This window comes from Rhodanobacteraceae bacterium, assembly GCA_024234055.1.
In the GTDB taxonomy this organism is placed as follows: Bacteria; Pseudomonadota; Gammaproteobacteria; order Xanthomonadales; family SZUA-5; genus JADKFD01.
Genome location: JACKOW010000007.1, coordinates 122,609 through 149,307, shown reverse-complemented (window position 1 = coordinate 149,307; position 26,699 = coordinate 122,609). Strand labels below are relative to the sequence as shown.

22 protein-coding genes are annotated in these 26,699 nt (G+C 64.7%); 12 read left to right on the top strand and 10 right to left on the bottom strand.

The genetic code is table 11. The features are described 5' to 3' along the window. Positions 1 to 161: 161 nt before the first annotated feature. Positions 162 to 875 (bottom strand): YebC/PmpR family DNA-binding transcriptional regulator, encoded by a 714-nt coding sequence (locus H7A19_13445; protein MCP5475834.1) that lies wholly within the window; start codon positions 873 to 875, stop codon positions 162 to 164. A 190-nt stretch (positions 876 to 1,065) separates the two neighbouring features. Here H7A19_13445 and H7A19_13440 point away from each other — a divergent pair, with 190 nt between their 5' ends. The 3 genes from H7A19_13440 (at position 1,066) to H7A19_13430 (ending at position 4,159) form a co-directional block, all read left to right on the top strand. Then, positions 1,066 to 2,571, top strand: a complete 1,506-nt coding sequence (locus H7A19_13440; GenBank protein ID MCP5475833.1) for a mechanosensitive ion channel — start codon at positions 1,066 to 1,068, stop codon at positions 2,569 to 2,571. Positions 2,572 to 2,850: 279 nt separating this feature from the next. Further along, complete coding sequence (locus H7A19_13435) at positions 2,851 to 3,864, top strand: alpha/beta hydrolase (protein MCP5475832.1); 1,014 nt, start codon at positions 2,851 to 2,853, stop codon at positions 3,862 to 3,864. Positions 3,865 to 3,937: 73 nt separating this feature from the next. Further along, complete coding sequence (locus H7A19_13430) at positions 3,938 to 4,159, top strand: hypothetical protein (GenBank protein ID MCP5475831.1); 222 nt, start codon at positions 3,938 to 3,940, stop codon at positions 4,157 to 4,159. A gap of 104 nt (positions 4,160 to 4,263) precedes the next feature. Here the strand turns inward: H7A19_13430 and H7A19_13425 are convergent, their stop codons facing one another. After that, positions 4,264 to 6,138 carry an SLC13 family permease gene (locus tag H7A19_13425; GenBank protein MCP5475830.1) on the bottom strand — a complete coding sequence of 625 codons (1,875 nt, stop codon included), beginning with the start codon at positions 6,136 to 6,138 and terminating at the stop codon, positions 4,264 to 4,266. A gap of 187 nt (positions 6,139 to 6,325) precedes the next feature. On the opposite strand from H7A19_13425, the gene prpC reads away from it, so the two are divergent. From prpC to H7A19_13410, 3 genes are read left to right on the top strand one after another with little or no spacing between them, the layout of a single operon-like run. Further along, complete coding sequence (gene prpC / locus H7A19_13420; protein MCP5475829.1) at positions 6,326 to 7,480, top strand: 2-methylcitrate synthase; 1,155 nt, start codon at positions 6,326 to 6,328, stop codon at positions 7,478 to 7,480. 39 nt (positions 7,481 to 7,519) lie between these two features. Continuing rightward, positions 7,520 to 8,356 (top strand): hypothetical protein, encoded by an 837-nt coding sequence (locus tag H7A19_13415; GenBank protein MCP5475828.1) that lies wholly within the window; start codon positions 7,520 to 7,522, stop codon positions 8,354 to 8,356. Positions 8,357 to 8,387: 31 nt separating this feature from the next. Then, positions 8,388 to 9,863: a rhomboid family intramembrane serine protease gene (locus tag H7A19_13410; GenBank protein ID MCP5475827.1), complete on the top strand. Its 1,476-nt coding sequence runs from the start codon at positions 8,388 to 8,390 to the stop codon at positions 9,861 to 9,863. A 55-nt stretch (positions 9,864 to 9,918) separates the two neighbouring features. On the opposite strand, the gene H7A19_13405 is transcribed toward H7A19_13410, so the two are convergent. The 5 genes from H7A19_13405 to H7A19_13385 all read right to left on the bottom strand — a co-directional run bounded on the left by H7A19_13405 (position 9,919) and on the right by H7A19_13385 (position 16,165). Beyond that, positions 9,919 to 11,436 (bottom strand): alanine:cation symporter family protein, encoded by a 1,518-nt coding sequence (locus H7A19_13405; GenBank protein ID MCP5475826.1) that lies wholly within the window; start codon positions 11,434 to 11,436, stop codon positions 9,919 to 9,921. Positions 11,437 to 11,474: 38 nt separating this feature from the next. After that, complete coding sequence (locus H7A19_13400) at positions 11,475 to 12,233, bottom strand: SDR family oxidoreductase (GenBank protein MCP5475825.1); 759 nt, start codon at positions 12,231 to 12,233, stop codon at positions 11,475 to 11,477. Next, a complete protein-coding gene (locus H7A19_13395; GenBank protein MCP5475824.1) occupies positions 12,230 to 12,928 on the bottom strand; it encodes a DUF502 domain-containing protein in 699 nt (232 codons plus the stop codon). The genes H7A19_13400 and H7A19_13395 overlap by 4 nt, the downstream gene beginning before the upstream one ends. Positions 12,929 to 13,214: 286 nt before the next feature. Next, complete coding sequence (locus H7A19_13390; GenBank protein ID MCP5475823.1) at positions 13,215 to 15,281, bottom strand: hypothetical protein; 2,067 nt, start codon at positions 15,279 to 15,281, stop codon at positions 13,215 to 13,217. Between the two features lie 152 nt (positions 15,282 to 15,433). Continuing rightward, positions 15,434 to 16,165 (bottom strand): RNA-binding protein, encoded by a 732-nt coding sequence (locus tag H7A19_13385; protein ID MCP5475822.1) that lies wholly within the window; start codon positions 16,163 to 16,165, stop codon positions 15,434 to 15,436. 403 nt (positions 16,166 to 16,568) lie between these two features. Here H7A19_13385 and H7A19_13380 point away from each other — a divergent pair, with 403 nt between their 5' ends. Beyond that, positions 16,569 to 19,841 (top strand): PDZ domain-containing protein, encoded by a 3,273-nt coding sequence (locus H7A19_13380; protein ID MCP5475821.1) that lies wholly within the window; start codon positions 16,569 to 16,571, stop codon positions 19,839 to 19,841. Positions 19,842 to 19,929: 88 nt separating this feature from the next. Then, the gene (locus H7A19_13375; protein MCP5475820.1) at positions 19,930 to 20,787 is read left to right on the top strand and encodes a serine protein kinase RIO; all 858 of its coding nucleotides are present in this window, start codon (positions 19,930 to 19,932) and stop codon (positions 20,785 to 20,787) included. Between the two features lie 298 nt (positions 20,788 to 21,085). Here H7A19_13375 and H7A19_13370 read toward each other — a convergent pair whose 3' ends face one another. Together H7A19_13370 and H7A19_13365 are read right to left on the bottom strand one after the other, a co-directional pair. Next, the gene (locus tag H7A19_13370) at positions 21,086 to 21,517 is read right to left on the bottom strand and encodes a VOC family protein (protein ID MCP5475819.1); all 432 of its coding nucleotides are present in this window, start codon (positions 21,515 to 21,517) and stop codon (positions 21,086 to 21,088) included. A 41-nt stretch (positions 21,518 to 21,558) separates the two neighbouring features. After that, positions 21,559 to 22,062 carry a nuclear transport factor 2 family protein gene (locus H7A19_13365; GenBank protein ID MCP5475818.1) on the bottom strand — a complete coding sequence of 168 codons (504 nt, stop codon included), beginning with the start codon at positions 22,060 to 22,062 and terminating at the stop codon, positions 21,559 to 21,561. Between the two features lie 97 nt (positions 22,063 to 22,159). On the opposite strand from H7A19_13365, the gene H7A19_13360 reads away from it, so the two are divergent. From H7A19_13360 to H7A19_13350, 3 genes are all read left to right on the top strand, one after another. Then, complete coding sequence (locus H7A19_13360; protein MCP5475817.1) at positions 22,160 to 22,600, top strand: DUF3429 domain-containing protein; 441 nt, start codon at positions 22,160 to 22,162, stop codon at positions 22,598 to 22,600. Then, positions 22,600 to 23,577: an FAD-dependent oxidoreductase gene (locus H7A19_13355; protein MCP5475816.1), complete on the top strand. Its 978-nt coding sequence runs from the start codon at positions 22,600 to 22,602 to the stop codon at positions 23,575 to 23,577. The genes H7A19_13360 and H7A19_13355 overlap by 1 nt, the downstream gene beginning before the upstream one ends. A 71-nt stretch (positions 23,578 to 23,648) precedes the next feature. After that, positions 23,649 to 23,768: a 30S ribosomal protein THX gene (locus H7A19_13350; GenBank protein MCP5475815.1), complete on the top strand. Its 120-nt coding sequence runs from the start codon at positions 23,649 to 23,651 to the stop codon at positions 23,766 to 23,768. 27 nt (positions 23,769 to 23,795) lie between these two features. Here H7A19_13350 and hutI read toward each other — a convergent pair whose 3' ends face one another. Further along, positions 23,796 to 25,040 (bottom strand): imidazolonepropionase, encoded by a 1,245-nt coding sequence (gene hutI / locus H7A19_13345; protein MCP5475814.1) that lies wholly within the window; start codon positions 25,038 to 25,040, stop codon positions 23,796 to 23,798. Between the two features lie 98 nt (positions 25,041 to 25,138). On the opposite strand from hutI, the gene H7A19_13340 reads away from it, so the two are divergent. Further along, on the top strand, positions 25,139 to 26,509 hold the full coding sequence (locus tag H7A19_13340; GenBank protein ID MCP5475813.1) for a formimidoylglutamate deiminase: 1,371 nt from the start codon (positions 25,139 to 25,141) through the stop codon (positions 26,507 to 26,509). Positions 26,510 to 26,699 lie beyond the last annotated feature (190 nt).

Sequence of the window (26,699 nt, the reverse complement as noted above, 5' to 3'; positions counted from 1 at the left end):
CGCGGAGTCATGAGGTCGCGAGGAAGCACAGCTGTGGCGCTCGAACCCAGCCTGATCGAGACACCAGCGGCTGCTGCAGGTCCAGACAAGTCTGGACCTGCAGGATCAACAGCTGTCACCGACCTGTCCCCGAGAATTCGTAGACGAAATTGCGGTGAGGACTACAGCGCCGCGTTGTGATAGACCTCCTGCACATCGTCCAGGCCTTCCAGCCAGTCGATGAGATCGAGCAGGGTTTCGCGTGCGTCCTCGTCGGCGACGGCGACGCGGTTGTCCGGGCGCATCACCACGTCGGCACTGAGTACCGGGAGGCTGGCGTCGGTCAGCGCCTTCTTGACCGCTTCGAAACTGGCGTAGTCACACAACACCAGACTCTCGCCGTCAGCGCTCTGCACGTCGTCGGCACCGGCCTCCAGTGCCAGTTCCATCAAACGCTCTTCGGCGGCTGCATCCGGCGTACTGACGCGAATCTCCCCGAGGTGCTTGAACTGGAAGGCGACCGAACCGCTGGTGCCGAGATTGCCGCCGTGCTTGCTGAGCGCATGGCGGACATCAGCCACGGTGCGAACCAGATTATCGGTCATGGTGTCGATGATCAGGGCCACGCCGCCGGGACCGTAGCCCTCGTAGCGGATTTCCTGCATGTTGTCGGCGCCCTCGGCGCCAGAGCCGCGTTTGACCGCGCGCTCGACCGTGTCCTTGGTCATGTTCGCCGACAGCGCCTTGTCGACGGCGATGCGCAAGCGGGGATTGGTGGCGGGATCGCCGCCGCCGCGCGCGGCCACTGTGATTTCGCGAATCAGCTTGGTGAAGACCTTGGCGCGCTTGGCGTCTTCGGCGTTCTTGCGTCCTTCGATACTCGGGCCTCTGCCCATAACCTGGTCCTTCCTGGTTAGTCACGCCGGGCGTCTTGGCGGCGCCCATGCAAAGAAATGGAGGCGCGAATGCTAGCAGCCTGTCGGACTTCAGGTAGCGCCGGTTGCCGGTTTCGCCGGTCGAATGATCGCCGCCGTCGTGCCGCTCCAGGCGCTACACTGACACGAATACACAGCCAGGGAGCCATGGATGGACGTGAACGCCTTGGGTACGCAGACGGGTATCGGTCTGGCCATTGCTTTGGCCTTGGGACTGCTCTTGCTGGCGCTCAAGCCCAAGGATCGCGCAGGCATACGCAACATGCTGGTGATGAGTGTGATTTTTGGCCTGCTGCTGGTCGCGGGGCTGAACTTGAGCCGCTGGGAATCGCCTCGGGCCGGCACTCTTGCGGTATCGCTGGCCGCGGTCGGCGTCGGCGCCGTCATCATCCGACTGGGCTCGGTGCTGGCTTTCCGCCTGGTGATGCCGGCGGTGCGCATGGAGATGCCTCGGATCGTCGAGGATCTGGTGGTCACGGCGCTGGCTGCGGCCTGGGTGCTGTACTGGTTGCATGGTGCGGGCGTGAATCTCGGCAGTCTGCTGGCGACCTCCGCGGTGATCACCGCGGTGCTGGCCTTTTCCATGCAGGACACGCTGGGCAATGTCCTGGGCGGCGTGGTGCTGCAGCTGGATGCCTCACTGAGGGTCGGCGACTGGGTCAAGATCGATGACATCAGCGGTCAGGTCGTCGATGTGCGCTGGCGTCATACCGCCATCGAGACCCGCAATCGTGAGACCGTGATCATTCCCAACGGCTGGTTGGTGAAAAACCGGTTCACTGTCATCGGTTCGCGCTCCGACAGCCGCGTGCGCTGGCGCCGATGGCTGTGGTTCAACATTGACCTCGAGGCCAATCCCAGCGAGGTGCTGCAACTGCTGGAAGACTCGGTGCGCGATTGTGAAGCGCCCAATGTGCTGCTGGAACCACCGCCTAGCGCGGTGCTGATGGACACCAGTGGTGGCTATGCGCGTTACGCACTGCGCTACTGGCTGGGTGATCCGCGGCCTGACGATCCCACGGATTCCGATGTCCGCCGCAATGCGCTGGCGGCACTTGCCCGTCAGAACGTGCACCTGGCCGTGGTCCAGGAAGAGCGGCTGGTGATCAAGGAAAACGAACGTCGTCGTGCCGCCCTGCAAGCGGGCGAGCTGGCCCGGCGCCAGGCGCTGTTGGCCGAGGTCGACCTGTTCAGCGGATTCAGTCCCGAGGAGCTGCAGTCGCTGGCCGAGAATCTGGTGCTGGCGCCCTTCGTCAAGGGCAGCACCATCACCCGTCAGGGGCGGGTGGCGCACTGGCTGTATCTGCTGGTCTCCGGCGAGGTCGATGTCTGGATCGAGCAGGGCGGCAAGCGCACCCATCTCGCCACACTGGAGGCTGGCAGCGTGGTCGGTGAAATGGGAATGATGACCGGCGAACCTCGGCGGGCCACGATCACGGCCCGTACCGATGTGGAAGCGCTGCGACTGGGCAAGAGTGGTTTCCAGAAGGTGCTGCTGGCTCGCCCGGAGATTGCCCACGAGATTTCCAAGGTCATCACCTCGCGCCAGAGCGAACTGGATGTCGCGCGCAAGTCGGCGAATGCGGCGGCTTCGAAGGAATCGCAGCAGGAAGCCATCGGGGCGAGGATCCTGGCGTTTTTCGGTTTGGATCAGTAAAGCCGGGGCAAGGGGCAGGGGGCATGGGGACCGACGTTGCGGCGCAGTTGTAGCTGGCTGCTGGTTTGGAGAACTGCGCCCGGCAGGTTTCGTTGACCCGCAGGGCCTACGTGACGGCGGGGCATTGATCGGGCACGACGAGCCTCAATCTGGCAAGCCACCTGCCTTCTCTTGCCCTCGTGCCCTCGTGCCCTCCCGCCCTCGTGCCCTCCCGCCCTCGTGCCCTCATGTCCTAGTGACCAATACTCTGCAACCTGTCGGTTTCATCGGAGGCAACACATGACGCGTCGCTCTCGCTTGCGCCTTTGGCTGGCGATCCCCTTTGCGGTGCTGCTGCTTCTGTCGGGCATTTTGATCTATGCCTGGCAGCCGGATCGTCCGGTGGATGACCTCAAGGCGCGCTGGGCGCCGCCGCCGTCGCTGTGGATGAGCGTGGACGGCATGCAGGTGCATTGGCGTGATGAAGGGCGGCGCGACGACCCCCGGCCCATGGTCCTGATTCACGGCACCTCGGCCAGTCTGCATACCTGGGATGGGTGGGTTGCCACATTGGCCCCGGCGCATCGGGTGATTCGCCTGGACTTGCCCGGGTTTGGTCTCACCGGACCCAGCCCCGAGGGCGACTACAGTCTGCAGGCCTATGTCGAGCACCTGCGTCGTTTTCTCGATCAGGTGCCCGTTTCGCAGTTGGTGCTGGTTGGCAACTCGCTGGGCGGACAGATTGCCCTGACCATGGCATTGGAGCACCCCGAACGGGTCGACGGACTGATCCTGATCGATTCGGCCGGCTACGCATTCCAGCCCAAGTCGATTCCCCTGGGCTTCAGACTGGCCCGCTCCGACTGGACGGCGCCCATCGCCCGTTATCTGCTGCCGCGCTCTCTGGTGGCAGCCAGCGTACGCAACACCTACGGGAACCCTGATCGGGTCAGCCCGGACCTCATCGACCGCTACTTCGAGCTGAACTTGCGAGCTGGCAATCGCGATGCTCTGATTCAGCGATTCAGACAGACTCGGTACGACGAGGGCGCCGACCGCATCGCCGAGCTCAAGCTGCCCACGCTGATCATCTGGGGCGGACAGGACCGCTTGATTCCGCCCGAGAACGGCGAGCGCTTCCACCGCGACATCCAGGGCAGCGAGCTGCGCGTGTTTCCGCAGCTGGGCCACGTGCCCCAGGAAGAGGACCCCCGAGTCACGGTGGCGGCCGCAAGACGCTTCCTCGACTGTCTGCCCTCCGACGCCCGCCCGATGGGAACAACTGAGCCTGCGGCCAGCGCGATACCGCAGTAAACATTCGGTCGCGATCGACTGGACGCAGGGCAAAGGGTGTAACGTGGGGTTTTCAGCCAACAGGTAGCGCCCGATGACCAGTACCGACCCGTCCACGGCATCCGCCCCGGCTGCGCAGCCTGAGGCCATCACCCTGCGGGATCTGGCCGCCTGCCACGCGCTGTCCGGGATGATTCCGGCACCCAAGGTCCCGGGCGTACTGCCGCTGACCCCTGACGGCATGGCGATGGCAGCCTACGCCTACGCCGATGCCATGTTGAGGGCGCGCCTGCTGCCGCCCAAGGTCGTCAAGTAGCGCTGCGCGCGCCGGAGCCGAGCTACGTCCGCTGTAGGCCGGCTCCTCGCGTCCGCGTGGATCGATCGGGCGGAATGCTCGATACGCGAGGCGCCCGGCGAGGCCTACACGGGGCTCAGCGGCCACACCCACAGCAGCGTGGGCACACTGACCAGCACGATGACCAGCTCCAGGGGCAGACCCAGGCGCCAGTAGTCTCCGAAATGAAAACCACCCGGGCCCAGGATCAGGGTGTTGTTCTGGTGTCCGATTGGCGTCAGAAAGGCGCATGAAGCGCCAACTGCGACCGCCATCAGAAACGGATCGGTGCTGACCCCGAGTTGCGCAGCCACACCGATGGCGATGGGGCACATGATGGCCGCCGTGGCGGCATTGTTCATGAAGTCCGAGAGCGTCATCGTGACCACGAGGATCAGAGTCAGCGCGAGCGCAGGGTGGCCCTGAGCCACGCGGTCGAGCAGCGTGTGCGCCAGCATGTCGGCCGCACCGGTGGTTTGCAGAGCACCGGCGACCGGGATCAATGCTGCCAGCATGACGATCACCGGCCAGTCCACGGCCTCGTAGACCGCCCTGGCCGGTACGGTGGACAGAAACATCGATGCCAGTGCGCCGGCGGCAAAGGCGATATGCGCGGCCAACAGACCGCTGGCCGCGGCGCCGATCGAGGCTGCGAGGATCAGCGCGGCTGTCCAGGCGCGGCGGCGATCAGGCAGATTGATGCTGCGCGTGGCCAGGGGCGCGCTATCGCTGGCGGTGGCGAAATCGGCGATGGCTTCGGCTGAGCCCTGGACCAGCAGGACATCGCCGGGCTTGAAGGTCATTGTCCGCAGACGCGCCGTCGATCTGCGGCCCTGGCGCGAGATCGCCAGCAGATTGATGCCAAATCGAGTGCGCAGACTGAGATCGGTAGCCGAGCGCCGCGCATAACTGGAGTGCGGCAACAGCACCAGTTCGGCCAGCTGAGGCGCTTCCGATGAGCGGCTTTCCGCAGTCGGTTTGACTTCGACGGTGTCCTCGGCCTTTGCGTCGACCGGATCCTCCGCCTCTTGGCCTTCCGCCGACGCGCTGTCGCTCTTGCCGGACTTGACATGGGCTTCCTCCAGCACCAGCCCCAGTTCTCCCAGCACCCGGGTCAGCGCTGCCATGTCGGCTTCGATGATCAGGATGTCGCCGGCCAGCACTGTGCGCCGCATGTTGGGGGCCGTCAGGCGCACCTGATTGCGGATCAGTCCGACGATCTGACCATCCGCTGGCTCCAGCGCTGCCTCAATCTCACGCAGTTGCTTGCCCACCAGCTTGCTGTTGGGCAGCACCCGGGTTTCGGTGAGATAGGTGCCGATTTCGAAGCTGTCAGCGCCTGCACGCTCGCGGGAAGGCACCAGGTAGCGGGCAGTGAAGATCACCAGCACCAGACCCGCCGCCGCCACCGCCAGGCCAACCGGCGTGAAGTCGAACATCGCAAAGCCGCTGCCACCGAGTTCGGCGCGGAATCCGGACACGATCAGATTGGGCGGCGTGCCCACCAGCGTGACCATGCCGCCAAGGATGGAACCAAAGGCCAGCGGCATCAGCAACTGTCCAGCCGAACGCTGCTGGCGTTCAGCCATCTGCAGGGCCACTGGCATGAGCAGGGCCAGAGCGCCCACGTTGTTCATGAACGCCGACAGGGCGGCGCCCAGCAGCGTCAAGGCGGCCACGCTGCTGAGGTATCCGGCATCCTTGCCCGGCAGCAGATAACGCGCAATCAGGTTCACGGCGCCCGAGTCCTGCAGGCCCTTGCTGAGGATCAGCACGCAGGCGACGGAAATCACTGCCGGATGGCCGAATCCACTGAAGGCCACGGCCGGCGCGACCAGACCCAGCATCACGGCAGCCAGGAGCACGGCGATTGCGACCATGTCATGGCGCCAGCGGCCCCACATGAACAGCACGCCCGCCGCCAGGACCAGCGCGAATATGAGGATCTGCGAGGAACTCATGGCGCTTTCAGGGTATCTGGTCTTCGAGTTTTCGGAATTCCGCAAACGATACAGGCCTGGGCCCGGGCACGCGCAAGTCGGCCCCGATCTGCGGCCAGCAGCTCGGCGCCGAATCTTGTTCGAACGGGGAGCGAACGAGCTCAGCCCGCCGTAGAATGGCCGGTTCCTGAAACAAAGAGGCGATCCGATGAGCGAGTCTGCAGCCCAGGTCCTGCCCAAGGCCAAGAAGTCCGTAGCCCTGTCGGGCGTGGCCGCCGGCAATACTGCCCTGTGTACCGTCGGCAGGACCGGCAACGATCTCAGCTACCGCGGGTATGACATCCATGATCTGGCCCGGCACGCCTGCTTCGAGGAAGTGGCGCATCTGCTGGTTCATGGACACCTGCCCAATGCGGCCGAACTGAAAGCCTACAAGACCAAGCTCAAGCGCCTGCGCGGCTTGCCGGCGATTGTCCAGGACGCGCTGGAGATGCTGCCGCCGTCCACCCACCCGATGGATGTGATGCGCACCGGCGCTTCGGTGCTCGGTGCCATCCTGCCGGAAAAGGACTCGCATCCGCTGGCCGAAGCCCGCGATATCGCCGATCGGCTGATGGCCAGCTTCGGCTCGATGCTGTTGTACTGGTATCACTTCAGCCATTCCGGTGCGCGTATCGATGTCGAAACCGATGACGACGGCATCGCTTCGCACTTCCTGCACCTGCTGCACAGCCGCCGGCCCAGCGAGTTGCATGCGCGCGCGCTGGACCAGTCGCTGATTCTCTACGCCGAACACGAATTCAACGCCAGTACCTTCGCCGCCCGTGTCATTGCCGGCACCGGTTCGGACATGTACTCGGCGGTAACCGGTGCGATCGGCGCGCTGCGCGGTCCAAAGCACGGCGGTGCCAATGAAGTGGCCATGGAGATCATTGCCCGCTACCGCAATGCCGACGAGGCCGAGGCCGACATCCGCGCTCGGGTGGAGCGCAAGGAAATCATCATCGGTTTCGGCCATCCGGTGTACACGGTGTCGGATCCGCGCAATGTGATCATCAAGGAGATCAGTCGTTCGCTCTGCGAGGATGGCGGCAACATGCGCCTGTACTCGGTGTCCGAGCGCATCGAATCGCTGATGTGGGAGCTGAAGAAGATGTTCCCCAACCTGGATTGGTACAGCGCCTCCAGTTATCACATGATGGGTGTGCCCACAGCCATGTTCACCCCGCTGTTCGTGATCTCGCGCACCAGCGGCTGGACTGCGCACATCATGGAACAGCGCCAGGACGGCAAGATCATTCGCCCGAGCGCGCACTACAACGGGCCGGATGACCAGGCCTGGCTGCCGATCGATCAGCGCTGAGATGGAGTCCGTGCAGGTCCCGTTGCGACGCAGAGCCGCATGAGCCCGTGCCAGCACCTTTGTGTGAGTCTGGCGGCGCTGGTCTGCAGTTGGGCAGGCTTCGCTGCTGTAGCCAGCGCCAGCGAGTTCGGCGTGATCGATCAGGGCTCGATCGAGATCGGTGTCGGCGCCAGCGACCTCGGCGGCAGTGTGGCTGTGGATGGCAGTGCCGGTGCGCTCGGCACCGAGATCGATCTCGATCGTGATCTGGATCTGGCCGGGCGCGATCGTAGCCGATTGTTCGCGCTGCGCTGGCAACCCTGGGAGCGACATGGCTTTGGCCTGCGCGCGCAGCGTTTCGGGCGCAGTGCCGATCAGATCATCCGCCGCGATATCGTTTTTGATGGCGAGGTGTTTGCGGTCAACTCCAGGGTGTCCGGCACCATCGATCTGGATCTGCTGTCCTTCAGCTATACCGGCTGGCTGTTGGCCAGCGATCAGCGTGCCTTCGGGCTGAGCGCGGGAGCCTTGCAGTATCGGATGCGCCTGGATCTGGCCGCTGACAACCTGCCAGGTGGCGCCCAGCCAATACCGGTGAGTGCCGAGGTCAGCGAGGAACTGCCGGTGCTGGTGCTCGGCGCCGAGTACCGCGAAGCGCTGAGCGAGCGCCTGCGGCTGGTGCTGCGCGCGGCGGTGTTCAAGGCCAGCCTGAACGACATCGACGGCACGGTTTACGATCTGGAAGCCGGCCTGGAATTCGCGCTGACCCCGAACTGGGTGCTGGCCGGGCGCTATTCGGGCACCCGCCTGGATGCCGACACCGACCGGGAAGACCTCAGCGGTCGCCTGCGACTGGACCTGTCCGGCGCCCAGGCCGCGTTGATCTGGCGCTGGTAGACATGGCGGGCTTGCCTGAGCGACACCCGTCATGCTGATCATTCCCCTGCATCAGCGACTCAGTCTGGACCGTTTCCCCTGGGTGACGGCGCTGCTGATCGCGGTCAACGTGCTGGTCTATTTCGGTATCCAATCGCGCGATGGTCCGGCCTTCGAGCGCGCAGCCGAGTTCTACCAGCGCTCGCAGTTGCTGAGTGTGGAATGGCCCAGGCTGCTGCAGTATCTGCAGGACAACGGCCGCGAAAACCTGGTGCCGCAGCTGCAGCGAATGCCGGCAGCGCAGCAGGCAATGGCCGCGGTGCAACTGCAAGCTCATGACACCGGCATCAGTGCCGAGTTGATGCGTCAGCCGCCGGTAGACAACCATGATCAGGCTGGATTGGAACGCTGGCACCGCGATCGCGAGAGACTGGAGGCCTTGCTGGAGGGAGCCGTCACGCCCAGGCATTCGCTGCATTACCACCAGCCCAGTCTGGGCGGGCTGCTTTCTTCAATGTTCCTGCACGGCGACGCCGGGCATCTGTTCGGCAACATGCTGTTTCTGGGCTTGCTCGGCCTGATGACGGAACTGGCCTTGGGGCCGTGGCTGTTCCTGTCGGTCTACCTGCTGGCCGGCGTCGGCGGAGGTCTGTTCAGTCTGGTGCGGCATCTGGGTGAGGTTGGCAGCGCGCTCGGCGCCTCCGGCGCCATTGCCGGACTGATGGGCGCCTGCTGCGTAGTCTGGGGACTGCGCAAGATCCGGGTGTTCTACTGGTTCTTCATCATCTTCGACTATGTGCGCGTGCCGGCGTTGTGGCTATTGCCTTTCTGGTTGGGCTGGGAACTGTGGCAAATGCTGGCCAGTCCGGACGCGGGCATAGCCTTCGACGCCCATGCCGGTGGCATCATGACCGGCGCACTGGCGAGCTTTGCCATCCGCAAGCTCGGTTGGGAGCGCCGCGAAGTGATGGACGAGAGCGAGGTCGAGGCGGAGCGGCCAGATCTGTATGCGGCCACGCGATCGGCGCTGGGCAAGCTCGAATTCGCCGCGGCGCGCGAGTTGACAGCTCGCCTGGTAAGGCAACACCCGGACGAACGCGAGGCCTGGCAGCTGCGCTGGCGCGCCTGGCGAGATCGTGTCGATGATCCCGCCTTTCACGATGCCGCCCGGCGATTGCTGATCGAGAGGCTGAAACCGGCCGTTGGCGTGGACCAGGAGATTGCCACTTTCAACGACTACCTGCAGCAAAGCGGCCGCAAACTGCGCCTCGCCAGCGTCGACCTGCTCACGCTGGCCAATCGCTGGGTTGAAGCCGGCAGACTCCCCGCGGCCGAGCCCATCTGCCTGGCGCTGCTGGGCGCTGCCCAGCCCGAGGAGGGCAGTCGCCGCCTGGCCATGCGTCTGGCGCTGGCTTGGCAGGAGGCCGGTAATGCCGAGGCCTTCCGGCGCATCGCCGGGCGCCTGTACGCACGGTGCCCGAACAGCGCCGAAGCCGGCAATCTGCAACGGCTGTTCGGGGAGATCTAGCCCGCCCCGTCCTCAGCCTGCTCGCGGGCGCGAGCAAGCTGAGCTGAAGGCGGACTCAGCTACGACTCGACTGGATCTCGCCGCTGGCGATCCGTCGATCGTAGCTGTCGACCGCCTTGCGCAACACCGGCAGCAACAGATAGACGCCGATCAGATTGGGGATGGCCATGATGAACAGCAGCGCGTCGGCAATGTCGACAATGCTCTTCAGGTTCATGGTGCATCCGACCACGGCCATCGCCAGATAGAAGAACTTGAAACCGTACAGCACCGCTTTGGACTCGCGTGCCAGAAAGCTGGCCGCCTTGGCGCCGTAGTAGGCCCAGGTGATCATGGTGGAGAAGGCGAACAGGAACACCACGAAGGCCAGCAGGTACGGGAACCAGGAGATCGCGCCCGCGAAGGCGTTGGAGGTCAGCTGCACGCCATCGGCGCCGCCACCCACGTATTCCTTGCTGATGACGATCACCAGCGCGGTCATGGTGCAGATCACCACGGTATCGACAAAGGGCTCCCACAGAGCGACGTAGCCTTCGGTGACGGGCTCCCGGGTCTTCACTGCCGAATGCGCAATCGAGGCCGAACCCAGACCCGCCTCGTTGGAGAAGGCAGCGCGGCGGAAGCCGACGATCAGGGCGCCGATCAAGCCACCGGACACCGCCTCGGGATTGAAGGCACTGGTGATGATCAAGCCGATGGCTTCCGGCAGATGACTGACGTGGCTGCCAATGACAAACAGACAGGCCACGATGTAGATGGCGGCCATGCCCGGCACCAGCTTGGCGGTGACCGCACCGATGCGGGTGATGCCACCGATGACGACCACGCCTGCCAGCGTTGCGATGACCAGTCCGAACAGCCAGCCTCGACCAGCCAGCGGGCCCTCGGCGCCGCCAGTGATGTTGAGGAACTGCGAGTAGGCCTGATTGGCCTGGAACATCGATCCCGCACCGATGGCGCCAGCCATGGCGCAAAGGGCAAAGACGATGGCCAGGAACCAGCCAAACTTGCGCAGACGCGGATAGTTCTCGCCAATGCCGCGGCTGAGGTAGTACATCGGCCCGCCAGACACCGTGCCATCGGGCTTTTCCAGCCGGTACATCACACCCAGGGTGCATTCGGCAAACTTGGTGGACATGCCGAGCACGCCGGCCAGAATCATCCAGAAGGTAGCGCCTGGACCACCCATGGTGATGGCAACGGCCACGCCGGCGATGTTGCCCAGGCCCACGGTGCCCGATACGGCCGATGTCAGCGCCTGAAAATGACTGACTTCACCCGGGCCGGTCTTCTCGGCGTAGTCACCCCGGATCAGTCGGAAACCGTGAGCAAAGCCGCGCACGTTGACGAACTTGAAATACAGCGTCATGACCACGCCGGCGGCGATGAGCCAGACCAGAATCAAGGGCAGTTCAGCGCCATTGACGGTGACGGCGTAGAAGATGAAATTCGAAATCGCCTGCGAAATGGGCGCCACCGCCGCTTCGATGCGCTGGTCGATGCTGGTGGCTTCCTGTGCAGACGCCGTGGCAGTGGCGAGCAGCAGGAAAATCATGGTCATGAATCGATGCATGGTCAGGATCCGGGCCAAAAGTCCGGCGATGGTACACGCTAGCGCACGTAACTGGCGCCGTTGATGTCGATGCAGGCCCCCGTGGCGCTGGCGCAGGCGCCGCTGGCGAGGAAGGCGCACATGGCCGCCACTTCCTCGGGGGAGGCCATGCGACCGATCGGAATCTCGCTCTTGGCCGCCGCCAGGCCGGCGGCGTTCTGCGGGGCCATCCGGGTATCGATCCAGCCTGGCGCCAGCGCGTAGGCCAGCACGCCATCCTTGCCGTAGGCGCGAGCCAGGGTCTTGGTCAGCGCCAATACCGCGCCCTTGGACGCGGCATAGGCCGTGTGATCACCATCGTCGCCGCGATAGCCGGCGCGGCTGGCGATATTGATCAAGCTGCCGCCGCCGCGGCCGACAAAGGCCCGAACGGCGGCCCGCGACACATCGGCCAGCGCGAGCAGGTTGACCTGCAGTACGCTGGCCCAGGCATGCTGCCATTGCGCCTCGTCGGCGGCGAGTTCGTTGGCCAGATAGATGCCGGCGTTGTTGACGACGATGCCGAGGCGCCCACCGGCCAGGGCGTCAGCCTGTTCGAACAACCGTGTGCCGGCACCCGGCTGCGACAGGTCGGCGGCGACCACTCCCAGCACCTGGGCCCCGATCGCCGCAGCTTCCGAACGAGCCGTGTCCACGGCGGTGTTGGCATGCATGACCACTCGTGCGCCTTGCGCTGCAAACAATCGGGCGGCGGCCAGACCCACACCCTTGCTCGATCCGGTGATCAGAGCGTACTTGTCTGCGAGCGGTAGATTCATGGCTTGCTGGTCTCCTGGTCCGCATTCGCTTTGGACTCGGTATCTGGAAGGGGGACGCGATCGAAGGGCAATTCATCCGGACCCACCGTGCCGCCGGAAATGATGAAGGTCATGGCCTGATCGACGCTCCAACCGGTGTCCTGCACCAGTTCCAGCGGCACGATCTCCAGATAGCCCGAGGTCGGATTGGGCGTGGTCGGCACGTAGACGGCCGCCACTTCGCGGCCCGAGTTGCTGTCGCGGAACACCCGGGTCACCAGCCCGACGGTGAGCATGTCGGCCGAAGGGAAGGGGATCAGCACCACGCGCTGCCCGGAGGTGGGCTGTGTTTGCAGCGCGGCCAGTGTCTTGCGGATGGCGCCGTGCACCTGAGCCACCACCGGCAGCCGTTCCATCACCGCATCCACCCAGTTGAGCAGACGTCGACCAAGCATGTTGGAGGCGATCCAGCCGATGCAATAGACCGCAGCCACGACCAGTCCCACGCCCATGGCGCCGGTGAACACAGAGTCACGCAGCAATGCCGACGCCTGCGGCGCCCAGGGATCCAGCAGCCGGACCAGAGCGCCAACGATGGGCGCCCCCAGCGCCGCCAGTTGCGACCAGATCCAGGTGAACAGCAACACCGTCAGGCCAATCGGCAGCACCGTGAGCACGCCAGTCAGCAGATATCGTTTGAATCGCGGGATCAGCATCGTCGAGAACTGCATCCAGTGGATGGTGAGGCTCCCAGCATAGACCGTGGGCCGGTCTGCCGGTCGCGACGCAAGGTCGCTCCTACAGGCAAGCCTGTGGTTCATGGCCCATGGGCAGTTTCAGGCCGATACAGGTGGCTCGTAATGACGCATCAACAACTTGCGATATGGGTTCATGGAAAGTCCCGGCATTCGCGACGGCGGACGGGAAGGCGATCGCGACACGAGGTCGCTCCTACGGTGGGAGCGACTTCAGCCGCGAATCGGTCGCCCGGTCAGGCTTTGGCTACTCAAAGCCATTGCTGAACAGGGCATTGCCGTTCACAGTCTGCACGAACTGCCGGGACACGCTGTTCTGGCCGCCGTTGGCGGTGCCGCCATTGTCGGTCACGGTGACGGTGATGGTGGCGCTGCCCTGTTGCCCGGCGACCGGGGTGTAGCTGATCGAGCCGCTGCTGTTGGGGCTGGTGTAGTTGACCGCCGGGTTGGGAATCAGGCTGGTGTTGTTGGACGACGCCGTGACCGTGAGCGTCTGGGTTTCGCCCGGGCCGGCACTGATGCCACTGAGATTGATCGTCTGCAAGCCCGCGCCGGTGGCGATCGCCGGCGGATTGCTGATGGCGTTGAGCGTTGGGGGGTCGTTAACGGCCGTGACATTGACCGTGAAATTGCGCGAGAAGCTGTTGACGCCGCCGCCGGCGGTGCCGCCATTGTCGGTGACGGTCACCGTGATCTGGGCGCTGCCGGATTGATTGGCAACGGGGGTGTAGCTGATCGAACCGCTGCTGTTGGGGCTGGTGTAGTTGACCGCCGGGTTGGGAATCAAACCGGTATTGTTGGAACTGGCCGTGACCGTGATCCCCTGGGTGCCGCCATCGCCATCGCCGATGCCGCTCAAGTTGACGGTCTGCTGAGCCGCATCCTCAAGGATGGCCGCCGGATTGGAGATGGCATTCAAGGTCGGCGCCTGATTGACGGCGGCGGTCGAGCTGAAGCAGCCCAGGTTGACGTTGTTGGTGACGCGCGGCGTCAGCAGCGTTCGATGGGCGGTGGCAAAGACCTGGCTGGAAGTGCAGCCACTGATGCCATTCAGATGGCAGTAGCTCATCAGCGTGCCTTTGACATTGGTAACGCCATTGACCGTGGTAGCGGCTGGGCAGACCTGGGTGCCGCCGAAACAGCCGCTGCCACTCTCTCCATTGAAGCACTGGTCGATGGTGTTGCTGCTCTGCGGCCCGGCGCCGGTGCTGGCATCCGAGCAGTGGGTGTGATTGGCACCGAAGTTGTGGCCCAGCTCATGGGCAATCACCAGTACGTCATTGGCGGCCGTGGAGCCATTGAACTTGAACACCTGCGAGGCGCTGTAGTGGCCGCTGGTGCACTGACCGTCGCTGCAGGCCCCGCTGGGGAAGGTGTTGTTCTTCTGGTTGCAGTAGTTGCCGTTGCCCAGCACCCAGGCAATGCCGCTGGCCGAAAAGGCGTTGGGGCTCTTGCCCGACAGCAGCATCGCAAACGCGCGCGGCGTGGCGTTCTGGGTGGCCGCCCAGACTTCGCCGAACTCGTCGAGCTGGTCCAGACCGTTGGTACCCGGGTCGGCGAAGGGATCCGGTGTGCCGGAGGTGCGCAGGAGGGTCGTGCCCTGCGTCAGGGTCAGGTCCAGATCGCGCTCGTAAAGCACGTTCATGGCCACGAACAAGGCCGCCAGATAGTTGGTGGCGTTGGTGGTGTTGTCGCTGAACTTCTGCAGCATGAATTCGTTGTCGGTGTCGACGGCCACCACCGCCGAGCGCGATGCACTCTCCGTCAGCTTGATCAGCGCCGGGTCCAGCTGCAGCGACTTGGTGTCGGGCAGGACCAGAGACTTCCAGCCACCGCGGTCATTGCTGCAGACGAAATCGGTCGGGGCGCCGCGGCGATCGCGACTGGCATCACTCAGGCTGAGTCTCAGCCCATCGCCGAAAACCACGCCGTCGATGGCGTAGCTGAGGCCGTCGTTGGCCAGCAGCAGCCCCTCGGCCTGACGCCCATCCGGGCTCAAGGACAGACCAAGTCGCGGCGCCGCGGGATCACTGCGATCAGCCACGAAATGCAGCCAGTCGCTGCGTGGCACCTCGCGGAAGCCATCCCCATCCGGCACCAGAATCCGGGCGTCGCTGGCGTAGACGTCGATGCGCTTCATGCGCACCGCAGCTGTCTGATCGGAGGCGATCGGCATGCTTTGAAACTGGACGGTCTCTCCCACGGCCGTGGATCTGGCGCGACTGATGTCATTGCCGGGCATGTCGACTTCGGTGACCGCCCAGAGCGGCAGCGCCCAGGTCAGTCCCAATGCCAGCCAGAGTTTAGGGGTCATGATGGAGTCTCCCTGGTCTGCGTCGATTCGATGATAGGTGGCTCAAGCCGTCGGTAATGCTCATCCGACGACAGAATTGGCTGTTGCACCCGATTGAAAACGGTAGCAGGAATCGACAGGGGTCAGGTTGCCGAGTCCAGGTGCGGGGGACCCTAAAAGCGCTCGGATTCGCTCAGGTAACGCCATTCACCGCTGGCCAGCTTGGCCATGGAAATGCTGCCGACGCGGATGCGCTTGATCGCGCTGGCCTGCAGGCCGGCTTCCAGGCAGTGCTCGCGGATGCTGGCGGCGCTCAGCGCCTTGCCGACCATGCGCAGTCGCGCTTCGCTCTGCAGGCTGACCTTGATCGCCGAGCGTCGGTAAGGCCCGGAGCCTGCCGGTTGACGCAAGCGTTCCAGCGCTGCCGGCGCGGGTTCGGCGTTCAGATCGACCACGTATTCCTGTTCGGGGCCGGGTTGCGTCTGCGTAAGTTTGCGCAGCACGCCGGTGTCCTGGGTGAGCACCAGCAGGCCGCTGGCCTGTGCGTCCAGCGGCAGCGCCAGCTGCAGGTGCCGGGTATGACGCTTCAGGAGTTTCTGCGCACTCTGGTCCAGTGCCGACCGATTGCCAGTCCTAACCCAGGGCGTGCGGGCGTCGATGAGCGCATCGGCACTGACACCGGCCGGCTTGTGGGCGATCAGCGTGACCGGTCGCAGCGGGGCCACCTGGGCATCAGGATCCAGGGTGATGGTCTGTGGGCCAACCTTGAACTGGGGTTCCTCGACGACGACGCCGTCGACCTGTACCCAGCCGCCTTCGATATACATCTCGGCCATGCTGCGGGAGCACTGGAACAGCTCGATCACGCGCCGGGACAGGCGGACTGCTTCTGATTTGGGGGGCATTGGATCGGTCATTGCCCATGCTAGCCCGCATTTCTCACACCTGCGCGAGCAGATGCCCTCAATCTTGTGGTGAAAAAAGGGGATTCCGAGGCACGCACCAGTCACAGAGTGTTTGGCTGCATCTGCCCGCTTTGCGGACCTCGCTGGTTCTTTGCGACTATCGCTGCGTTGCTCCTCCTCGCAATGGAATCACCATTCCTCGTCGTCGCGCCTTGCGCTAGTCGCAAAGCCCTGCGCGATCTTCCGCAACAGGTGTGAGAAATGCGGGCTAGCAGCCTACCTGATGCGGTCGCGAGGAAATGGCCTTGACCTGTCGAGGTGGCGCCGGAACCTGACCAGAAGCACTTGAAGTTCTCGGTCGATGCGCGAGACTCGGGGCAAACCAGCTGTCGGGATCCTGATCATGCGTCTTTTGTTGCCGTTCCTGCTCCTTGCTGTCGCCCAGACGGCGAGCGCCACCGGTGCCTACTATCGCCAACCCGCCCTGCACGGCGATCAGGTGGTCTTCGTGGCCGAAGGAGACCTGTGGTCGGTGCCCGTCAGCGGCGGCCAGGCCACCCGGCTGACCACGCATCCGGCCCAGGAGACGCAGCCGGCGGTGTCGCCGGACGGTCGCGAACTGGCCTTCGTTGCCAGCTATGGCGGCGACGAAGAGGTCCATGTAATGCCGATGAGCGGCGGTCAACCCCGGCAGCTGAGCTTTGACGGCGGCCGCATTGCGCTGCAGGGCTATATGCCCGGTGGCGAACTGGTTTACGCCAGCGACAGTGTGGTCGGCCCCAGTGGCCGCCGGGTGCTGCGCGTGCTGGATCCGGCGACGGGTGAAAGCCGTGACCTGCCGCTGGCCGACGCCAACGAGGCCAGTTTCGACAGTAGCGGGAAGCGGCTGTGGTTCACGCGCTTTGGATTGCACGTCAGCGGCGACAACGCCCTCGACTACCGCGGTGGCGCCATGGCGCAGCTGTATCGCTTCAACCTCGGTGCCGACCAGGAAGCCACGCGTCTGGCGCCGAACTGGAATGCCAACCAGTCGCGGCCGATGTGGTGGCAGGGCAGGGTCTATCTGCTGGCCGATGCCGATGGCCGACCCAATCTGTGGTCCTTGCCGGAGAGCGGTGGTGATCCCGTGGCGCTGACCCGGCATACCGATTTTGATGTGCGCTCGCCCAGTCTGGATCAAGGCCGCATCGTCTATCAGCATGGCGCCGACTTGCGCCTTTACGACATCGCCAGCGGGCAGGATCGGAAGATCGACATCCAGTTGGTCTCCGACTTCGAGCAGCGACAGCCACGCTGGCTGAAGAAGCCGCTGGACTACCTGGAATCGGCACACATGTCCCCGGCCGGCGACGCCGTGGTGGTCAGCGCCCGCGGCAAGGTGGCCATTGCCAGCACCGGCAGTCGCCGGCGCATCGATATTGCCGGTCCTGCCGATGCCCGGCTGCGTGAGGCGGTCCTGAGTCAGGACGGAAAACAGGTACTGACGATTCAGGATCACGACGGCCTCAGCGAGATCTGGTCCTATCCGGCGGATGGCAGCAGTCCCGGTCAGCGTCTGGTGGCCGACAGCGGCGAACATCGCTGGCGTTTGTATCTGTCGCCGGATGGTCGCTGGCTGGCGCACACCGCCAAGGGTGGCCGACTGGGTCTGCTGGAACTCGCCAGCGGGAAGAACCGACTGCTCGAGCGCGCCGAGCATGATCGCGATGATCCTTATTCGGCCGTGGTCTGGTCATCCGACAGTCGCTATCTGGCACTGGCGCGCCCGGACAGTGCGCAGCAGCGCCACCAGATCGTGCTGATCGAGGTCAGCAGCGGGCGCAAGACCACCGTCACCAGCAATCGCTATGAATCCTACTCGCCGGCTTTCTCAGCCGACGGCCAGTGGCTGTATTTCCTGTCCAACCGCAATTTCGAACCAACCCCATCCTCGCCCTGGGGCGATCGCAACACCGGCCCGATGTTCGACCGGCGGGCGCGGATCTACGCGCTGGCGCTGCAGCCGGGCTTGCGCTTTCCCTTTGCGCCGCGGGACGAGCTGATGCCGACTGCCAAGGAAGACACCGATGCGAAGGCCGACGTCACCAAGGATCTGCCTGCCATCGCCTTCGACGGACTGACCGATCGACTCTTCGAAGTGCCAGTGCCGGCGGCCAATTACCAACAGCTGGCGGTACATCCCGAGCGCCTTTATGTGCTCGACCAGGATGCCAGGCCAGGCTCCAAGGCGCGGCTGTCGGTGCTGGCCATCGATGCCGAGGCGCCCAAGCTGGCGCTGCTGGCCGAGGGCGTCGCTGACTTCAGTCTCACAGCCGATCGCAAGCGCCTGTTTCTGGCTCGTCAGGGAGACGCTGGCAACATCGGCGAGCTGTTGCTGCTGGATGCTCCGGAGAAGCTTCCTGAGACGCTGGACCAGGCTCAGGTGCGCATTGCCGACTGGTCGGTCCAGATCAACCCGGTGGCCGAATGGCGGCAGATGTTCGCTGATGCCTGGCGCATGCACCGGAGTTTCTCCTTCGATCCGGGCATGCGTGGCCAGGATTGGCCAGCCATCCGCCAGCGCTTCGAGACCCTGCTGCCGCGGCTGGCCGATCGCGCCGACCTGGACGACCTGCTGGCACAGATGATGGCCGAGCACGGCATCCTGCATTCGCAGGTTCGCGGCAGCGAGTTGCGCGCCGATCCCGACGCGCCCACACCTTCCGCGCTGGGCGCGGCAATGCGGATCGCCGCCGACGGGGTCTACATCGAGCATATCTATCGCACCGATCCGGAACTGCCCTCCGAGCGCGCCCCCTTGCTGCAACCCGGCGTCGATGCCCGCGAGGGCGATCGTATCGTGGCCGTCAACGGCAGAGCGCTTGCGAGCAGGGCCGATCTGGCCGCTGCCCTGCAGCAGCAGGCCGGGCAGCAGGTATTGCTGCAGCTGAGTCGAAAGGGCGCTGCAGCACATCGCACCGTGGTGCGGCCGATCGATCTCGATCGCGAAGCCCAGTTGCGCTATCTGGACTGGGTGCAGGGCACTCGCGATGCGGTGGAGCAGACCGGCCAGGGCCGCATCGGTTATCTGCATCTGCGGGCCATGGGTCCAGGCGACATCGCGAGTTTCGTGCGTGATTTCTATGCCCAGTTCGACCGCGAAGGGCTGATCATTGACGTGCGCCGCAATCGCGGCGGCAACATCGACAGCTGGATCATCGAAAAGCTTCTGCGCCGCACCTGGGCCTACTGGGATCCGGTGGACGCAGCGCCCTACTGGAATCAGCAGCAGAGCTTCCGCGGCCATCTGGTGGTGCTGGCGGACCAGTTCACCTACTCCGATGGCGAAACCTTTGCTGCCGGGATCAAGGCGCTGAAGCTGGGGCCCGTGATCGGCATGCGCACGGCCGGCGCCGGGATCTGGCTGTCGGATCGCAACCGCCTGCTCGACAAGGGTCTGGCCCGAGTCGCCGAGTACGCCCAGTACGATCGCCAGGGCCGCTGGCTGATCGAGGGCACCGGCGTGGCGCCCGACATCGAGGTCGACAATCCACCCCACGCCACCGCGCTGGGCGAGGACGCACAGCTGACAGCCGCCTTGCAGTATCTGGCGGACAAGCTCAAGGCCGAGCCCGTCATCCAGCCCGACTCCCAACCCATACCGCCCCGCGGAAAACCCGCGCATGATGGCTCCTGACCTTGGCCTGGCGCAAAGCTGTCGCAGCGTTCATCGGTGGATCGGTGGAATCCTCCATACTTGCGACAGCTGACTACCAGAAAACTCGATGAAAACTCCCAAGGGCCTGCAACCGCTGGTCGACGATGGCTTGATAGATGAAGTGCTGCTGCCGCTGAAGAGCGGCAAGGAAGCCTCCGTGTACGTGGTTCGCGCCGGCGATGCCGTGCTCTGCGCCAAGGTCTACAAGGACATGGCGCAGCGCAGCTTCCAGGCGCGCGTGAGCTACCAGGAAGGGCGCCAGGTGCGCGGCAGCCGGCAGGCGCGGGCGATCAGCCGCGCCAGCAAGTTCGGCCGTCGTGAGCAGGAGGAGGAGTGGAAGAACACCGAGGTGGATGCGCTCTACCGGCTGGCCGATGCCGGAGTGTGCGTGCCGAGGCCCCACGGCTATTTTCATGGTGTGCTGCTGATGGCGCTGGTGACAGACGCCGATGGCCACAGCGCGCCGCGCCTGGGTGAGGTGGAGCTGACGGCCGACGAGGCTCGCGACTACTACCAACGACTGGTGCGCGATGTAGTGCGCATGCTCTGTCTGGGCCTGATCCATGGCGATCTGTCCGAGTACAACGTGCTGGTGGCGCCCCATGGCCCGGTGATCATCGATCTGCCGCAGGTGGTCAGCGCTGCTGGCAACAATGCCGCCAGAACCATGCTGCTGCGTGACGTCAACAATCTGCGCGCCAGCCTGTCGCGCTTCGCGCCCGAGTTGGCAAAGACCTACTACGGCGAAGAGATGTGGGCGCTGTACGAACACGGCGAGCTCAAGCCCGACACCCCGCTCACCGGCGAATTCGAGTTCGACGAGCACACCGCCGATCTGTATGCAGTGCTCGATTCGATCGAGGATGCCCGCCAGGTGGCGCTGATCCGCCAGCAGGGACGTGAGGCGGCTGCGGAAGAGCCCTGATCTGCGGACTGCAGGAGCACCCTTGCGGCGCGACTGGCTATGCGACGATCCTGTCCTGAGGCAGGTCGGGGCTGGTGCCACGGCAATCCTGTCCTGAGGCAGATCGAGGCCAAAAGGCTGGACGCAGAGTACGCAAAGGAAAAGCAGAGAGGACGCGAAGAAGAGCGTGGAGACCTACAGGGTCAAGCTCGGAAGCTCCCGCGGGCAGAGTCCTCACGGACAGGATAGTGCTGCACCTGTGGGAGCGGATTCATCCGCGACCAACGGCTTCAGGTTCAACCGCCTTCGCCGCTCGAGGCTATTTCGAGCCCACCCAGGGATCGTAACTGCCAAACCACCAGACGAAGCCCTCGGGATCGCGGGCGGCGTAGCCGCGACCACCATAGTCCTGATCGCTGATCGGAATGACGATTTCGGCGCCAGCGGCCAGGGCGCGTTCGTGGTGCGCATCGGCATCGTCCACGATCACGCAACAACCATGCGTGTTGCGTCCGCCGACTTCATCGGGCTGTGCACTGAACTGACCCCACTCGCTGTCTGCCTGTGCACTGCCGAGCATGATCATGCCGTTTCCGAACACCAACTGGGCGTGATGCACCACCTCGCCCTCGGCGTAGACCGCGTGGGGCGTGAAGCCGAAGGCCTTGCCCAGCCAGTCAATCATCTCCAGCGCCTTGCGATAGCGCAAAGTGGGAATGATCGTGGCAGTCGTGGCAGCAGGCTGGGTCATGGCGGAACTCCTGCGTGGTAGGTGCAGAGCTTGCCAAAAGTCTACACCCGACGCTTGATCGCCCGAATGCCCGCGCCCAGCACCGGGATGTGCTCGAACAGTCCGGCGGTCGAGTCCCAGTAGTCCTGATGCAGACGCACCAGGCCGTTACTGTCGAAGCGGATATGCGAGACGCCGATGGTCTGGGTGTCCTGGTCGCGCTTGAAACGGCGGAAACGGATCACCATGGTCCAACGAAGGAAATAGTCGCCCTGGTCATTGGACAGCGTGTCGAGGACCTCCACCTGGCAATTCTGCACCGCCTCGGCGCTGTGCTTGAGGTACTGGCGCAGGGAATCACGACCCTGGATGGTCTTCAGCGTATCGTTGAACCAGATGTCCGGCGCATAGGTCTGGTCGAGCAGGCCTTCGATCTTGTTCGGTGAGAAGTCGGCAAAGAACTTGCCGAAACGCGCCAGTGCCGCCTTTTCCTCGGCCGATCCGCGCTCGAAAGCCCGTGGCAGCTCGCGTTTGCACCTTTCCAGCACATCCAGATATTCCATCATGCGTCTCCCAGCGATGGTTCAAACAGTTCTCTAGCTGATGCCAACCGGCGTCAGCTCCCGGTGAAGGAGTAGGGCATTGGCAGCACCAGGCGCATTCATGTCTCGTCAGATTCCCGCCCCAGCCGCCTGGCTCGGTGGCGCGGGGCTGATTCCGTTCGCGCTCGCGGCGTTGATGGCGATGATCGCCGAAGACGCCGAGTTGCGGGCCATCGCTCTTCGTGGCTTTGTCGCCTACTCCGCGGTCATTCTGGCCTTTCTCGGTGGTGTGCGCTGGGGCGCGGCGCTCGGAGAAGTCTCTTGGCGACCTCTGACGCTGTCGGTGCTGCCCAGTCTTTTCGCCTGCGCCTGCCTGCTGATCGATCCCATGGACGCGGTCCAGGTACTCGGCCTGCTGTACGCGGCGCTTGGCGTCTTTGACGTCATGCGCAGACCAGCACCCGAGTGGCCGGCGTGGTTCATGAAGCTGCGGGCGCGCCTGTCGGGAGCGGTGGTCGTCATGCATCTGGTGTTGTTCCTGGCCTCCACCGGGCAGGGCTGATGAATCTACCGATGGCGATTCTGGGCGCCGGCATTGCCGGTGCCAGCGCAGCCCGGGAACTGCACCGTCGCGGCTTTTCCGTCCGGGTCTTCGACAAGGGTCGAAACCCGGGTGGGCGCGCGGCGACCCGCACTCGCGAGGGCGCGCACTTCGATCACGGCGCCCAGTACTTCACGGCGCGCGATCCGCGGTTTCTGGAGCAGGTCCAGGCTTGGCGTACCTCCGGGGTGGTGCAGGCCTGGCAGCCGCGCCTGGCCAGCATCGATGCGAAGGGCGTGCAGCGTCTCGATTCGCGCGAGATCCGCTGGGTCGGCGTGCCCGGGATGCGTGAGCTGGCCACCGATCTGCTGCAGGGCATCGATCTGGAATGCAGTCAGAGAGTGGTGCGGGTCGAGTATTCAGCCCGGGGATGGCTGCTACACCTCAAGGACGCGTCGACCAGAGGACCATTTTCGGCACTGTTGTGCACCTTGCCGCCGGCACAGGCGGTGGAACTTCTGCCGCTCGAGTCCGTGGTCGAGCCTGCCCGAGCCGTGCAGTTCGGTCCGTGCTGGGCCCTCATGTTGAGTTTTGCAGAAGCCCTGCCGGTCGACTTCGATGCGGCCTTCATCAACGACGGGCCCTTGTCCTGGATCGCCCGGGACAGCAGCAAGCCGGGGCGACCGCTGGGCGAACGCTGGCTGGTCCATGCCGGACCGGTGTTCAGCCGCGAGACCTTCGATCTGCCACCGGCCGAGGTCGAGGCGAGATTGCTTTCGGCCTTCCATTCGACGCTGGGATCAGCCCCGGTAGATCCGGCGCGCAGTGCCTTGCACCGCTGGGGATACGCGCTGGCGCAACCGCCGCTGGAACTCGGCATCATCGCGGACGAGGCGCGGCGGATCGCCCTCGGCGGCGATTGGTGCCATGGCTCGCGCATCGAGGGTGCCTGGATGAGCGGCCTGTTGTTGGCGCAATGGGCATCAAAGCTGGCTTAACGCTCTGGTGACTGTTAGTCTTCGCGCCCTTTCCGTCGGCTTGTCGCCGACTTCAGCAACTGGAGTTTGATATGGGTCGTGGTGACAAGCGCAGCCGCAAAGGCAAGATTTTCCGGGGTTCCTATGGCAATAGCCGTCTGCAGCACGCCAAGAAGGCCGCCGCGCCGGTCAAGGCTGCCAAGAAGGCCTGATCGTCTCTGCGTCGCCGGGTTGCGAGTTCAGTAACGCTCTGAAGCCCCGTTGGCCTTGGCACGATTCTGGATGACGCTGCCGCCGGCGATCACCTCTTTCGCCAGCGTGCCACCGATCCAATAGATCAGATCTGAGGGGAACTCCGCGTCCCACCAGACAAAATCGGCGCGCTTGCCGACTGCGAGCGTGCCGTGGCTGCCGTGCAGCCCAAGTGCGCTGGCCGCATGCTCGGTCACGCCACGCAGCGCTTCCTCCACCTGCAGATCGAACAGGCTGACGGCCAGATGCGCGGCCGTCCGCAGCGACAGCAATGGCGACGTGCCCGGATTCAGATCCGTGGCCACGGCCATGGCGACACCGGCCTCGCGCAGCGCGGACACCGGCGGCTTGCGTTTCTCCTTCAGCACCAGAAAGGCGCCGGGCAGCAGCACCGCCACGGTTCCTGCGCCGGCCATGGCCTTGACGCCGCGGGCGTCGGTGTATTCGAGATGATCCGCCGACAGCGCGCCATGGCGCGCCGCCAGCGCGGCGCCCTGCTGGTTCGACAGCTGGTCGGCGTGCAGGCGCAGGGGCAGATTCAGCGCTGCTGCCTTGATATAGAGGCGTTCGACTTCTTCGGCACTGAAGGCAATGCCCTCGTGGTAGGCGTCGACTGCGTCGACCAGACCCTCGCTGGCCAGCTGCGGCAGCCATTCGTTGACCGCGTCGTCGATGTAGGCAGCGCGATCTGTTACATCGAAAGGCAGGCTGTGCAATCCCAGGTAGGTCGTGCGTACCGTGATCCCGAGCGTCCGCCCCAGGCGCCGGGCCACCTTGAGCATATTGCGCTCGGCTTCCAGATCCAGACCGTACCCGCTCTTGATTTCCAGCGTGGTCACGCCGTCAGCCACCAGTTGCCGTGCGCGCGGCAGGGCCTGGGCGTAAAGCTCGTCAACACTGGCCGCGCGGGTCAGGCGCACACTGCGGGCGATGCCGCCGCCTCTGGCGGCGATATCGGCATAGCTCGCACCGGCCAGCCGCTGCTGGTATTCGTCGGAGCGGTTCCCGGCAAAGACGATATGGGTATGGCAATCGATCAGGCCGGGGGTCAGCAGGCCATCGGCATAGCGTCTGACCTCGCGCGCCAGTTGCGAGGGTGCATCGGGTAGATCCTTGACCGCGCCCACATAGGCAATCCGGTCGCCCTGGACAGCCAGCGCAGCATCCTCGATCAAGGCCATCGATGGGCCACCCATCCAGAGCCTGGGAGCAATCCACAAACAATCCCACATGCGAACCTCGTTCCATCAGCATCGGCAGGTTTCGGCCATCCGCTCCCACGGCCGCCCGGGCGTCGTAGCATCGATGCCCACGGAATGAGGGATAGCACATGATCCACGGTCACTGCGACCACGCATTGTTGCCGAACGGCTGGCACGCCAATGTCTCACTCAGGGCCGATGCCAGCGGTCGCTGGGCCGAGGTGGTTCCAGACACGCCGCGTGCTGACTTGCCCTCGCTGGGGCGTTTTGTGCTGCCGGGCATGCCCAATCTGCATTCCCATGCCTTCCAGCGCGCCATGGCTGGCCGGGCTGAGCGCTATTCCCGGCCCGACGACAGTTTCTGGAGCTGGCGCGAGACCATGTATCAGCATGCCGGGGGCATGAATCCGGAGCGTCTGCGGATCATCGCCCGATGGCTGTACACGGAAATGCTCGAACAGGGCTACACGCGGGTCTGTGAGTTCCACTATGTCCATCATCAGGCCGACGGCAAGGCCTACCAGCCGGAAACAGCCATGGCCGACGCCTTGGTGGCTGCGGCCGGCGAGGTCGGAATCGGTTTGACCCTGTTGCCGACCCTGTATCAGCGTGGCGGTTTCGCAGATCAGCCCTTGTCCCCACGCCAATGGCGCTTCCAGCACGCTACAGAGACATTCATGCGCTTGTGCGAAGCGCTGGCCGTGGCCCACGAAGGCGGGGGCGTCCGAGTTGGCGCGGCCATACACTCATTGCGGGCCGTGGCTCCGCCGACGTTGACAGAATTGCTGGCGGACGATTTCTGGCATGACCGCCCCCTGCACATACACATCGCCGAGCAGCGCCAGGAGGTCGAGGACTGCCTGCAGCGGCACGCTCGCCGCCCGATCGAGCTTCTCTTTGACACGCTGGCGGTGGACCAGCGCTTCTGTCTGGTCCACGCCACCCATGCGCTGCCCCACGAACGCGCCTTGATGGCCAGTTCGGGCGCGGTGGTGGGCATCTGCACCACCACCGAAGCCAATCTCGGCGATGGACTGTTCGAGCTGGCCGATCTACGTGCCCGAGGTGGCGCCTGGGGCATAGGCTCGGACAGTCATATCGGTCTCGATCCGCGTGAGGAATTACGCTGGCTCGAATACCAGGCACGTCTGGCCACCGGCAGACGTACGGTTCTGGCAAATGCGGGCGCAGCAGACGTCGGCGTCAATCTGTGGAACGAGGCGGTGCAGGGTGGTTCCCAGGCCGCAGGGTCTGGAAGTGGTGGCCTGCAGGTCGGCGCAGACGCTGACTGGTTGGTGCTGGATGCCGAGGATGCGACCCTGGCCGGGTGCACGGTTGACCAGGTGATGGGCTCGTGGATGTTTGGCCCGGCTCGCCGTCCGATCGCCACAGTCGGTGTCCGCGGACGGGAATACGTGCAGGCCGGCCGCCATCGGCAGCGCGAACGCTTCGAATCCGAGTACCGGGAGCTGATGCAAGCTGGCGCTGGTCTTGCCTGAGTGCGCGGTGTCGAACGAAATCCGCTGCGCTCGCCGCCGGCTCGTGGCCTTGGTCGGCAAGGGCCGGTCGGTACCGGTTCGCGGGCTCCCTCGCGAAGCCTGAACAGGGGGCTGGAACCGGAACGCATTCTCAGACAGCATTCAGCGCCCTGCTGATGTAATGCCCCCCACGAGAGAGCGGCACCCATGC